12 protein-coding genes are annotated in these 12,589 nt (G+C 45.6%); all 12 read left to right on the top strand.

What is annotated here, in order from left to right; translation table 11 throughout:
- Positions 1–11 precede the first annotated feature (11 nt).
- The 12 genes from hfq to Q4Q49_RS12335 all read left to right on the top strand — a co-directional run bounded on the left by hfq (position 12) and on the right by Q4Q49_RS12335 (position 12,545).
- Positions 12–284: an RNA chaperone Hfq gene (gene hfq, locus Q4Q49_RS12390; RefSeq protein ID WP_006084207.1), complete on the top strand. Its 273-nt coding sequence runs from the start codon at positions 12–14 to the stop codon at positions 282–284.
- Positions 285–307: 23 nt separating this feature from the next.
- The gene (gene hflX, locus Q4Q49_RS12385) at positions 308–1,615 is read left to right on the top strand and encodes a ribosome rescue GTPase HflX (RefSeq protein WP_106651684.1); all 1,308 of its coding nucleotides are present in this window, start codon (positions 308–310) and stop codon (positions 1,613–1,615) included.
- A gap of 36 nt (positions 1,616–1,651) precedes the next feature.
- The gene (gene hflK / locus Q4Q49_RS12380) at positions 1,652–2,791 is read left to right on the top strand and encodes an FtsH protease activity modulator HflK (protein ID WP_106651683.1); all 1,140 of its coding nucleotides are present in this window, start codon (positions 1,652–1,654) and stop codon (positions 2,789–2,791) included.
- A 3-nt stretch (positions 2,792–2,794) separates the two neighbouring features.
- Positions 2,795–3,688, top strand: a complete 894-nt coding sequence (gene hflC, locus Q4Q49_RS12375) for a protease modulator HflC (RefSeq protein ID WP_106651682.1) — start codon at positions 2,795–2,797, stop codon at positions 3,686–3,688.
- A gap of 370 nt (positions 3,689–4,058) precedes the next feature.
- A complete protein-coding gene (petA, locus tag Q4Q49_RS12370; protein WP_106651681.1) occupies positions 4,059–4,649 on the top strand; it encodes a ubiquinol-cytochrome c reductase iron-sulfur subunit in 591 nt (196 codons plus the stop codon).
- Entirely contained in the window at positions 4,649–5,863 is a 1,215-nt protein-coding gene (locus tag Q4Q49_RS12365; RefSeq protein ID WP_006080061.1) for a cytochrome bc complex cytochrome b subunit, read from the top strand. The genes petA and Q4Q49_RS12365 overlap by 1 nt, the downstream gene beginning before the upstream one ends.
- Entirely contained in the window at positions 5,863–6,567 is a 705-nt protein-coding gene (locus Q4Q49_RS12360; RefSeq protein WP_311988684.1) for a cytochrome c1, read from the top strand. The genes Q4Q49_RS12365 and Q4Q49_RS12360 overlap by 1 nt, the downstream gene beginning before the upstream one ends.
- Positions 6,568–6,663: 96 nt before the next feature.
- Positions 6,664–7,293: a stringent starvation protein SspA gene (sspA, locus tag Q4Q49_RS12355; RefSeq protein ID WP_006080065.1), complete on the top strand. Its 630-nt coding sequence runs from the start codon at positions 6,664–6,666 to the stop codon at positions 7,291–7,293.
- The gene (locus Q4Q49_RS12350; RefSeq protein WP_006080066.1) at positions 7,293–7,730 is read left to right on the top strand and encodes a ClpXP protease specificity-enhancing factor; all 438 of its coding nucleotides are present in this window, start codon (positions 7,293–7,295) and stop codon (positions 7,728–7,730) included. The genes sspA and Q4Q49_RS12350 overlap by 1 nt, the downstream gene beginning before the upstream one ends.
- A 192-nt stretch (positions 7,731–7,922) precedes the next feature.
- Positions 7,923–8,507 carry an aminodeoxychorismate/anthranilate synthase component II gene (locus Q4Q49_RS12345; RefSeq protein WP_311988685.1) on the top strand — a complete coding sequence of 195 codons (585 nt, stop codon included), beginning with the start codon at positions 7,923–7,925 and terminating at the stop codon, positions 8,505–8,507.
- Between the two features lie 207 nt (positions 8,508–8,714).
- Positions 8,715–11,195 carry a prolyl oligopeptidase family serine peptidase gene (locus tag Q4Q49_RS12340; RefSeq protein WP_311999477.1) on the top strand — a complete coding sequence of 827 codons (2,481 nt, stop codon included), beginning with the start codon at positions 8,715–8,717 and terminating at the stop codon, positions 11,193–11,195.
- A 204-nt stretch (positions 11,196–11,399) separates the two neighbouring features.
- A complete protein-coding gene (locus Q4Q49_RS12335; RefSeq protein WP_006080071.1) occupies positions 11,400–12,545 on the top strand; it encodes an HDOD domain-containing protein in 1,146 nt (381 codons plus the stop codon).
- Positions 12,546–12,589 lie beyond the last annotated feature (44 nt).

Raw genomic sequence — 12,589 nt, 5'->3', positions numbered from 1 at the left:
GAAATAATAAAATGGCTAAGGGGCAATCTTTACAAGACCCATTTTTGAACGCATTGCGTCGCGAGCGCGTTCCTGTATCAATTTACTTGGTTAACGGCATTAAACTCCAAGGACAGGTAGAGTCGTTTGATCAATTTGTCATTCTGTTGAAAAACACAGTGAGCCAAATGGTTTATAAACACGCTATTTCTACTGTCGTGCCAGCACGCCCATTCAACGTTACTGGTCACCAAAATGCCCAAGGCGGATATGGTGCTCAAGATGATGCGCCTAGTGGCGAATAAGTTTTATCTAAGGAGTTTACTTCTTGTTTGATCGTTATGAGGCGGGAGAAACTGCGGTTCTTGTCCATATCGACTTTTCCGATGAGGAACGCCGAGAAGATTTAGTCGAGCTGCAGCTATTAGTAGAATCAGCTGGAGCCCGATCAGTCGGGGTGATTACTGGAAGTCGACGTTCGCCGGATCGCAAATTTTTTGTGGGTTCTGGTAAAGCTGAAGAGTTAGCCGCATTAGTGGCGGCGACCGAAGCCAATGTGGTGATTTTTAATCATGCATTGAGTCCAGCCCAAGAGCGTAATCTTGAGCAAGTGTGTCAATGTCGAGTACTCGACCGTACGACGCTTATTCTCGATATTTTTGCTCAAAGAGCGCGAACTCACGAAGGTAAGTTGCAGGTGGAGCTAGCGCAATTGCGCCATATGTCGACTCGCCTGATCCGTGGTTGGACGCATCTTGAAAGGCAAAAAGGTGGTATTGGTTTACGTGGTCCAGGGGAAACCCAGCTCGAAACCGATAGACGTTTGCTCAGAGGACGGATTAAAAATATCAACAAACGCTTAGAGCGAGTTGATAAACAACGTGAACAGAGTAGACGTGCACGTAAGCGCAGTGATTTGTCGACAGTATCATTAGTCGGCTACACCAACGCCGGTAAATCAACGCTGTTTAATGCCTTAACATCTTCCGATGTTTATGCAGCAGATCAGCTGTTTGCCACACTCGATCCCACGTTAAGAAAGTTAGATTTACCCGATGGTGCCGTGATACTCGCGGATACAGTAGGGTTTATTCGTCATTTGCCCCATGATCTCGTTGCTGCATTTAAGGCGACTTTACAAGAGACAAGGCAAGCTGAGTTACTACTGCACATTGTTGATTGTGCAGATGAAAACATGGCGGATAATTTTGATCAGGTTCAATCTGTACTGAAAGACATCGAAGCCGATGAAGTCATGCAACTCGTGGTATGTAACAAAATCGATTTACTCGAGGATGTAACCCCAAGAATTGAATATAACGACATAGGCAAACCCGTTCGAGTTTGGGTTTCAGCACAGAAGCGTTTGGGATTTGATTTGCTATTGAAAGCCATCACTGAGCTTATCGGTGAGGTGATTAAAGAGCTAACACTAAGAATTCCGGCAACTGCTGGACATTATCTTGGCCAGTTTTATCGACTGGATGCGATACAGCAGAAAGAGTACGACGATCTGGGGAACTGTATTTTGTCTGTTCGTTTATCGGACGCCGATTGGCGCCGATTAGCTAAACAGAGTCAGGGTGAGTTAGAAACCTTCATCTACGAAGATTCGATAGATGAGGCTGTTTGTTAATAATCTAATTTATTTCATCCACTTATGGAGTGCTAAATGGCTTGGAACGAGCCCGGTAACAAGGGTAATGATCCTTGGGGAAATAAAGGTGGTAACGACAAAGGACCACCGGACCTTGACGAGGTTTTTCGTAATCTTTCAAAGCGCTTTGGCGGCAAAGGAAATGGCTCAGGCCAATCTTTTAGTTCGTTTAGCCTAATCATCATTCTTGCTGTTGCTTTGGTTGTTTGGGGACTTTCGGGTTTTTATACAATTAAAGAAGCGGAGCGTGGTGTGGCACTGCGATTTGGTCAACATAATGGCGAAATAGGACCAGGTCTTCATTGGAAAGCGACTTTCATTGACCAAATTTATCCCGTTGACATTCAATCGGTTCGCTCTATTCCTGCGTCTGGTAGCATGCTGACATCCGATGAAAACGTCGTGAAAGTTGAGCTTGATGTGCAGTATCGTATTTTAGATGCTTACTCATATCTGTTCAGTGCCGTCGATGCGAACGCCAGTTTGCGTGAAGCGACCGACAGTGCATTGCGTTATGTCATCGGACATAACAAGATGGATGATATTCTGACTACTGGCCGTGATGCTATCCGTCGCGATACGTGGAAAGAGTTAGAGCGCATTCTTGAGCCCTATAAATTGGGTCTGGCGATTGTCGATGTTAACTTCTTGCCGGCACGTCCGCCTGAAGAAGTGAAAGATGCCTTCGATGATGCGATTTCTGCCCAAGAAGATGAACAACGTTTTATTCGTGAAGCTGAAGCCTATGCCCGTGAGATTGAACCTAAAGCTCGTGGTGAAGTTGAACGTATGGCACAACAAGCGAATGCTTATAAAGAGCGTGAAGTCTTAGAGGCTCGCGGTAAAGTGGCTCGATTTGAGCTGTTATTACCTGAGTATCAAGCTGCGCCTGAAGTGACTCGCAAGCGTTTGTATCTCGATACAATGCAGCAAGTGATGACTGATACGAATAAAGTGCTGATTGATGCCAAAAACAACGGCAACTTAATGTACCTACCGCTAGATAAGTTAATTCAGCAGAAGCCTGCGACAATTGAGCTGGAAGCTAAGCCACAGCAAAATGTCAATTCTTCATCTGTATCAACGACTCGCGCGAATGAGCCTTTGAGTGGACGTCCATCCCGCGATGATCGTACTCGCCAAGGGAGGGAGTAATCCATGGGTAGATTAAGCGTTATTCTTATCGCCGTACTTTTAGGTATTGGTTTGTCATCTTTAATGGTGGTGAATGAAGGCGAGCGCGCAATTGTGGCGCGTTTCGGTGAAATTTTAAAAGACAATGTGGATGGCAAGCAAGTCACTCGCGTCTATGGTCCAGGTTTACACGTTAAAGTACCTGTGATCGATAAAGTAAAATTACTCGATGCCCGTATTCAAACACTCGATGGTGCTGCGGATCGTTTTGTAACTTCAGAGAAGAAAGACCTTATGGTCGATTCCTATGTGAAGTGGCGTATTTTGGATTTCGAAAAATATTACCTGTCTACAAATGGTGGTATTAAATCGAATGCTGAATCGCTTTTACAACGTAAGATCAACAACGATTTACGAACTGAGTTTGGTCGCCGCACAATCAAAGAGATTGTCTCTGGTAAGCGTGATGAGTTACAGAATGATGCATTGGAAAATGCTTCAGAAAGCGCTAAAGACTTAGGTATTGAAGTTGTCGATGTGCGTGTAAAGCAAATCAATTTACCCGCTAACGTCAGTAACAGTATTTACCAACGTATGCGTGCTGAGCGTCAAGCTGTGGCAAAAGAGCATAGAGCACAAGGTAAAGAGCAATCTGAAATTATCCGTGCAACGATCGATGCTAATGTAACAGTGAAGATTGCTGAAGCTGAGCGTAAAGCCTTAACCATTCGTGGTGAAGGTGATGCATTAGCTGCTAAGATATATTCTGATGCTTATAGCAAAGATGCTGAATTTTTTAGCTTTGTTCGTAGCTTAGATGCCTATCGTGCTAGTTTCTCAGGCAAGTCAGATATCATGGTATTAGAGCCTGATAGCGAGTTCTTCAAGTATATGAAGAGCACTTCACCTAAGAAGTAATACGTTAAAAGTGTTGATCTAATAGGCCCTGTTACCCAGGGCCTATTTTTTTATCTGGCGATTGTTAACTTAGATAGAAAAGTTAAGGCTAATTTATATTAGCGATGCATGCTTTATGCCGATGTCACAGACAAGATGTTCAAAAAACCTTCCAAATGGATTAAAACGGCTTAATAGTTGGGGCTTTTTTCGACTTTTTTCAAAAAACACGCAATCTCCCTAACTTACTTGCGTGTTTTCACTATGATCTGCTTCTAATTTTTAGCTATAATGAGCCCCGCTTCAAACTTCGATTTTTGACCCTAGTGATGACTAAGGGCCGAAAGTCTTTGAAATATAAAAATTCCAACACCCTCTGGGAGATAAGTGGATGAGCAATGCGCCAGTCGATACCGGACGTCGCAGATTCCTGACAGCCGCAACCGCCGTAGTAGGTGGTGCTGGTGCCGTCGCTGTAGCGGTTCCTTTCATCAAGTCATGGAATCCGAGTGCCAAAGCGAAAGCTGCAGGTGCACCGGTCGAAGTAAATATCAGTAAAGTAGAGCCAGGTCAGCTGATCCGTGTTGAGTGGCGTGGAAAACCTGTATGGGTTGTCCGTCGCACAGATGCTGTGATCAATGAACTGCCAACACATGATGATAAGTTAAGAGATCCTGCTTCTGCTGAAATGCAGCAGCCTGAATATGCAACAAATCCTTTGCGCTCAATTAAGCCAGAGTATTTTATTGCTGTCGGTATTTGTACCCACCTCGGATGTTCACCTACTTATTTACCAGATTCATTTGGTGAGCAAGTTGAAGGTGTCACTTCTGGTTTCTTCTGTCCATGTCATGGCTCTAAGTTCGATATGGCTGGCCGCGTCTTCCAAGGCGTACCTGCTCCATTGAACCTAGTTATCCCTCCACATCAATACGTTGATGATGGCACCGTGATTATCGGTGTAGATAAAGGAGTGGCGTAATGGTTAAGAATTTAATTAATTGGATTGATGCGCGTATCCCTATGACGGCGACTTATAACCGTCACGTGGGTCAGTATGCAACGCCAACTAACTTTAACTTTTGGTACTTTTTCGGTTCGCTAGCGATGTTGGTATTGGTTAACCAATTACTGACGGGTATCTGGTTGACGATGAACTATGTACCAACAGCAGAAGGCGCATTCGCTTCTGTTGAGTACATAATGCGTGACGTTGAATACGGTTGGTTGCTGCGTTATATGCACTCTACCGGTGCTTCAGCGTTCTTCGTAGTGATCTATCTGCATATGTTCCGTGGTCTGATTTACGGTTCATATCAGAAGCCTAGAGAACTACTGTGGTTGTTCGGTATGCTGATTTTCCTCGTGCTGATGGCTGAAGCCTTTATGGGTTACTTGCTGCCATGGGGACAAATGTCGTACTGGGGCGCGCAGGTAATTATTTCTCTGTTTGGTGCTATTCCTGTTATTGGTGACGATTTAACCCTGTGGATCCGTGGCGATTACGTGATCTCTGGTGCAACATTGAACCGATTCTTCGCACTGCACGTGATCGCACTGCCGTTAGTATTAGTGGTACTCGTGTTCTTACACTTAATTGCGCTACACGAAGTGGGTTCAAACAACCCTGACGGTATCGAGATTAAGAAGAACAAAGACGAGAATGGCTGGCCAGTTGATGGTATTCCATTCCACCCATACTACACAGTTAAAGACATCATGGGCGTTGCAGGCTTCCTGATTGTGTTTTGTTATGTGTTGTTCTTCATTCCTGAAGGCGGCGGTTACTTCCTTGAGAAGCCAAACTTTGAAGCGGCTAACCCGATGAAGACACCTGAACACATTGCACCTGTATGGTACTTCACACCTTTCTACGCCATTTTACGTGCCATTCCTGATAAATTAGCAGGCGTAATAATGATGGGGCTATCGATTGCTGTACTGTTCGTATTGCCTTGGTTAGATCGTTGTAAAGTTAAATCAGTTCGCTACCGTAGCACACTGCACAAGTTGAACATTGCTCAATTCGCAATTTCTTTCATAGTGTTAGGTTACTTAGGTGTAGTTCCTGCTACGCCGACGCTGACGATAGTTGCACAGGTGTTTACTTTCACTTACTTTGGTTTCTTTGTGGCGCTGTGGGTATACAGCAAGAATGAAAAAACTAAACCTGTTCCAGCGAGGTTGACACACTAATGAAAAAATTATTGATTGCATTAGTTGCATTAGTTGCCTTGTTGCCGACCTTGGCAATTGCCGCGAGCGGACACGTACATTTAGAAGATGCCAATGTTGATCTGCATGATAAAGCTTCTTTAGAACGTGGTGTGGACCTGTTCCAACATTACTGTTCTGGTTGCCATAGCACTCAGTATCAACGTTATGAACGTGTAGCAACCGATATCGGTATCTCTGCGGATGATATGCGTAACAAGTATATGTTCACCGATGCTAAAATTGGTGAGTTGATGCAAAACGCTATTCCACCTAAAGATGCTGCTAAATGGTTTGGTGCTACACCGCCAGACTTAACTTTAGTTGCTCGCGTGCGTGGTGAAGATTGGGTTTATTCCTATCTGAAAGGCTTCTATAAAGATCCAAGTCGCCCATTTGGTGTGAATAACACAGTATTCCCATCTGTTGGTATGCCACATGTACTTGAAGAGTTACAAGGCACACCAGTTAAACAAGAAGATGGCACTATTGTGGTGACTGGCGGTAAATTGAATGCGGAAGAATACGACCAAGCAGTACGTGATATCACTGGCTTCTTAGTTTATTCGGCTGAACCTGTTAAGCTAGAGCGTCAAGCTATGGGCTGGTGGGTACTCGGATTCCTGTTTATATTCTTTATTGTGGCCTACCTCTTGAAGAAAGAGTATTGGAAAGATGTACACTAGGCACCAATAACGGGTAAAATGTAATATCCGCATAGTGTAAACGGGGGGCTTTGCCCCTCGTTTACTTTTGTTTTATTTCGATTCTGGAGGGTATCAATGGCTGTTGCTGCCAACAAACGCTCTATCATGACACTGTTTTCAGGTGCTGATGATCTGTATAGCCATCAAGTACGTATCGTGTTAGCTGAGAAAGGGGTTACTGTTGATGTTTTACAGGTCGACCCTAACGAAATGCCTGAGGATTTGCTCGAAGTAAATCCATATAACTCAGTGCCAACTTTGGTAGACCGTGAACTCGTTTTATACGAATCACGCATTATCATGGAATATTTGGATGAGCGTTTTCCTCATCCGCCTTTGATGCCAGTTTATCCAGTGTCTCGCGGCCAAAGCCGTTTGATGATGCATCGCATCGATACTGACTGGTATTCGCTTGTTGACCGTATCCGTAAAGGTGATCGTGTTGAAGCGGCTCGTAAAGAGTTGACTGAAAGCCTGATCGCAATTGCGCCAATCTTCGGTGAAGTGCCTTACTTCATGAGCGAAGAATTTGGTCTAGCGGATTGCTACCTTGGCCCATTGTTGTGGCGCTTACCTGTATTAGGTATTGAGCTAGATAGCCGTGTAGCTAAAGATATCAAAGCGTACATGACACGTATTTTTGAGCGTGAATCGTTTAAAGCTTCTCTAACTGAAGCTGAACGCGAAATGCGCATGGGTATGTAATGAAACCTTTGACTCCAAATCGTCCTTATTTACTAAGGGCTTACTATGATTGGTTGATGGACAACCAATTGACTCCTCACGTTGTGGTGGATGCCTTTGTTGAAGGCACTCAAGTACCGCAGCAATACGTGAAGGATGGCCAGATAGTGCTGAATATCGCTGCTGGCGCAGTGGGCAATTTGCAAATTAGCAATGAGTTTGTGGAGTTCAATGCGCGTTTCGGTGGTGTTCCCCAGCAGGTGATGTTGCCAATGGCGTCGATTGTCGCTATTTATGCCCGTGAAAACGGTGCTGGCACTGTCTTCGATATTGAAGATGCTTACCTGGTGGATGATGAAGTCGATTCATCTTTATCGGTTGTTGAAACAAACGATAAAGCACCTGAGCCGACTGATGAACCACCTAAGCGTCGCAGCCATTTAACCGTCGTAAAATAACGACCGCTAAAGAGCTGTGGTGAAATGCCCAAGTTGTTTTAAAACTAAGCCAGTCCTATGACTGGCTTTTTTGTCGCTGTATTTTATCGCCGTAATTGGCTAAACCTTGAGGATAAGGTGTGGTAGCATTTGCGCCCGCATTCATCCGTCGGATATGCGTTACCTTTACCCATTTAGGCCAATGGATCTTGTATGTTGCTAATGATCGATAATTACGACTCTTTTACCTTTAACTTAGTGCAGTATTTTCAGCAGCTAGGGCAAGAGATAGTGGTCAAACGTAATGACGAAATTAGCATCGCCGAAATCGAGGCACTTGCGCCTACTCATCTGGTGATTTCGCCCGGCCCTTGCACTCCCAATGAGGCGGGGATTTCCCTTGCGGCGATTAAACATTTTGCCACGCGCATGCCGATCCTAGGTGTGTGTTTAGGGCATCAGGCGATGGCGCAGGTTTTTGGTGCCAATGTGGTGCGTGCCGAGCGGGTAATGCACGGCAAGGTCAGCGCCATTGCGCACACTGGCCAGCGGTTATTTGAGGGATTAAATCAGCCCTTAACCGTCACACGTTATCACTCGTTACTGGTTGATGCTGTGCCTGAAGGTTTTGTACTCGATGCTTGGTTTGACGATGCAATTCACGGCCGAGAAATCATGGCCATGAGCCATCAAGACTTACCGCTGTATGGGGTGCAATTTCATCCCGAATCAATTCTCACCGAGCAAGGTCTCGAACTATTAGCCAATTTTTTAGCGCAACCTGCTGTGCCTGTATAATTTCCTCGCCCTAAAAACTCCTCGTCCTAAAAACTCCCCGCACTATATTCGTACTATCAATTTCTGTTACAAGATTTATCCTTTTTTTAAGCAAGTTTAGCGATTAACTATGCTATAACTTCGGCAAAACTACGCGAATAGGCAAAACCAGCAGATCAATTAGACTGGGTCATGTAGCCATTGCGATAACAATAAAAGGAAGGACAAATGAGAAGCGTAATGCGAAATTTGGGTTTAAGTGCGTTAGCGGTTGCCGTATTGGCAGGTTGCGCAGCGACATCGACTGAAACAGCAGCTCCTGCATCATCCCCGCAAGCATTCCAAGTTCCCTTAGCCCAACCGCCACAGGTTTCACAGGCGCTTACGCTTAATCAAATTATGGCAAATCCCGATTGGATGGGGGTTTTCGCTAAGGAGGCTTACTGGAGCGACGATAGCCAAAGCGTGCTGTTTGCCCGCCAAGCGAGTGCTTCACCTCTGCGCAGTTATTATCAGCAAGGCATCAATGACAGTCGCGCCGTCGAGCTAGCGCTTGATAAATTACACGCGGCAGATCAGCAGTTTGGCGTGTTTGATCGCACTAAGTCCCACAAGGCTTATCTGTATCAGGGCAACATTTTTGTTAAGCAATTAAGCACAGGTAAAATCAGCCAACTGACTCGTCAGCGCAGTGCCATCGATGGCGTGCGTTATCTCAATAATGGCGATATCGCCTATTGGCAGGGCGACAATGTTTTCCAAATTCATCAAGACTCAGGCTTAGTCGAGCAACTTGCTGAAATTAAAATGGCGAAAGCCCCAGAAGGTGTAAAAGAGCCAACGTCTTACCTTGCCAAGCAACAGCACAGATTGATTAAGTATGTGGCGCTGCAGCAAGAGAATGCTAAAGCCAAAGCACAGTACATAGATGAATTGCAAAAAAGCGACCCGACGCTCGCCGCCAGCACTTGGTATTTAGGCGATAGCGAAGTGGTGTCAGAGCTTAGTCTGTCACCGGATGGCCGCTATATCTTACTCGCCCTGACCGATAAGAATTACACCGGCAGCAGCGAACACGACATCATGCCTAACTACTTAGGTAGCGACGGTTATATCGATCCTGTGCCAGTACGTGCACGTGTGGCTGAAGATACGCCACCAGGACAACGCTTTGTAGTGCTTGATTTAAACCAGCATAAACAAGTCGATATCACTATCGAGGGCCTGACTGGTTTTGATGAAGATGTGCTTGCCAAAGTGAAAGCTGAGAATGCTAAAGCGAAAGGCGAAACTTACCAAAGCACTAAAGCGCCACGCAAGATTCAGTTGATGCAGGATTGGGGCTGGACCCAAAGCGCGATTCAGTGGCATGAATCGGAAGATAAATTAGCCCTGATGCTAGAAGCCACCGATAACAAAGATCGCTGGATCGCCAGTGTCGATTTAGCTAAAGGTAAATTCACCACCGAACATCGTTTGCATGACGACGCTTGGGTGAATTACGACTACAACCAATTCGGTTGGTTGCCGGGGACGGATTCTCTGTACTATTTGTCGGAAGAATCAGGTTATTCGCAGCTCTATGTGAAAGGACTCGGTGAAAAGCCGCGCGCCTTAACCCAAGGCAAGTTTGTGGTGAGCGACATCCAGCTGTCACCGGACGCAAATTACATCTACTACAAAGCTAACCAAACTCACCCTGGCATTTATAACGTTCACCGGGTGAACTTAGCCACAGGCAAAAATGAGCAATTAACGCAGTGGGATGGCAACTTAGATTACAGCCTAAGTCCTGATGGCACTCAGCTACTACTCAATGCTTCACGCCGTACTCAGCCCAATGAGCTTTATGTTCAACCTATTGGCGGTGAGTTAAAGCAACTGACGTCTTACACCAGCGATGCCTTTAAAAACTATCCATGGCAAGCGCCAGAAGTGGTCGCTGTACCTTCAAGCCATGGTGCCGGCAAGGTGTACGCCCGCGTCTATTTGCCACAAGGCTATGATAAATCCCGCGCCGAGAAATACCCTGCGGTGATTTTCAACCACGGCGCTGGTTATCTGCAAAATGCTGACTATGGCTTTAGCGGTTACTTCCGCGAGTTTATGTTCCACAACCTGCTGACTCAGCAAGGTTATGTGGTGATGGACATGGATTACCGTGGCTCTAAAGGTTATGGCCGAGATTGGCGCACCGCGATTTATCGCAATATGGGTCATCCAGAAGTGGAAGACTTAAAGGATGGCGTTAGCTGGATGGGAACCAATACGAATGTTGATACGGAGCGTGTCGGGACTTATGGTGGTTCCTACGGCGGATTCTTAACCTTTATGTCATTGTTCACTGCACCAGATCTGTTCCAAGCAGGAGCCGCACTGCGTCCTGTGGCGGACTGGGCACATTATAATGCGCCTTATACCTCCAACATCTTAAATACGCCTGATGTCGATCCTATCGCCTATGAGCGCAGCTCTCCGATTGAGCATGCTCAAGGATTAACGAAACCACTGCTTATTATGAGTGGCGTTATGGACGACAACGTTTTCTTCCAAGACAGCGTGCGTATGGTGCAGCATTTGATCGAACTGGAAAAACCGACCTTTGAAACGGCGATTTATCCTGTCGAGCCCCATGGTTTCCGTCAGCCTTCTAGCTGGTTAGACGAATACCGCCGCATCTATAAGTTATTCGAACAAGAACTCAAATAACTCAGCTCGACTTCCTGTAAAGGCCTCTATGTGAGGCCTTTTTATTGGCCAACTGAGTAGGAAATATCCGATATAACACTATGTTTGTGTTCTGCGACTTTGCGTTATTGCTAAGATTAAGTGTATGTGCTGAAATTGTAATGATTTTGAGAGTTTGATTGTTTTGACGTCACTCGGGCATTAGCGATATAGGAAAGATTTATAGTGGCGATTTCGGTTGCGGGCGGTGTAAGACCCGGCAAAATTATAGAGATAGAGCACAGACTCTATCAGCAATTGATCCTCGGAAAGCATAAAGCGAGCCCGACTCTTTTGGATGATCTCGACCTTGAATTAGAGGCCGATGCGAATAAGTTAGATGTTGAGCGCGAAGCGATTTTAGCGCGTTTAATGAAACAAATTAAAGCCAAAGAAGTGTTCGAAGCCGTGTCGAGCCAGCTGCATGAAACGGTCAATAATGCCATCGAGCATCAACTCGCGTCCCCCGAACTGGTTCTGGCTAAGTCAGAGATCAATGAATCGCAAATTCTATTGCTGGAATTACTGCTGGCAAAAAATCTTGATGCGACGCGATTAAGACCGCTGATCAGTAACTTAAGTTGGTTGTGCCGCGATTTGACCAATATGGTCAACAGCCCGTCTTTTCGTGCCCGCCGGCCTCAGAGCTCAGATGTGCGAGTCACTGATATCAAATTGGTGATGAATTACATCGGCATCGAAAACCTGCGAACGATTATCCCTTATTTTTGCCTGCGCAATTGGCTGCCGAGCGCCAATGCTAAGTTGTTGTGGACTACCCGTAAATTATGGCGCTACAGCATAGTCAGTGGCATAGCCGCCAATGCGTTGGCTCAGCTTCATAATACTGACTCAGCCTTAGTTTATAGTAGTGCCTTGCTCAATCAATTAGGCACCTCGGTTGTGCTGAGTTTGAGTGCCCGCTTATTCGATCAAACCTGGGGAGCGTGGATAAGGGAGGCCAGCAGCAGCCGTGATAAGGAAGTGTATGATGCTGTGATTGCCACTGAGTTTCCGGCCAAAGCGGTGTTTGAACAAGTGTTAAGCCATGGTCATAAACTTAACTGGCAGCTATTAGAGTTACTTAAGTTTGAAGCGAGCCCTTTGACTGGGTTATTGAAGGAGTTAGACCTGACTTTAAGCTATCGAGAATTGTCACCGCAGGCCGCATTAGTCGCGCGGGCAAACTGTTATGCTAAGGTGGTGTTACTCGAAGAGATGCGTCAAATCGATCCCCAAGAAAAGCGTTTAATGTTCGATTATTACGAGTTAACTGAGCAAGAAGTGCTGCGCTTAAAAGCACAGAATTATAGGAAGTTAGATCTGCTGTAGTCCACGACCTGCGACTTGAGCGTCGGGATGGCGGCGTTTAAGTA

The sequence above is a fragment of the Shewanella sp. SP1S1-7 genome, from assembly GCF_031932105.1.
In the GTDB taxonomy this organism is placed as follows: domain Bacteria; phylum Pseudomonadota; class Gammaproteobacteria; order Enterobacterales; family Shewanellaceae; genus Shewanella; species Shewanella baltica.
The sequence above is the reverse complement of the archived record's forward strand: the minus strand, read 5'-3'. Positions and strand labels throughout refer to the sequence as shown.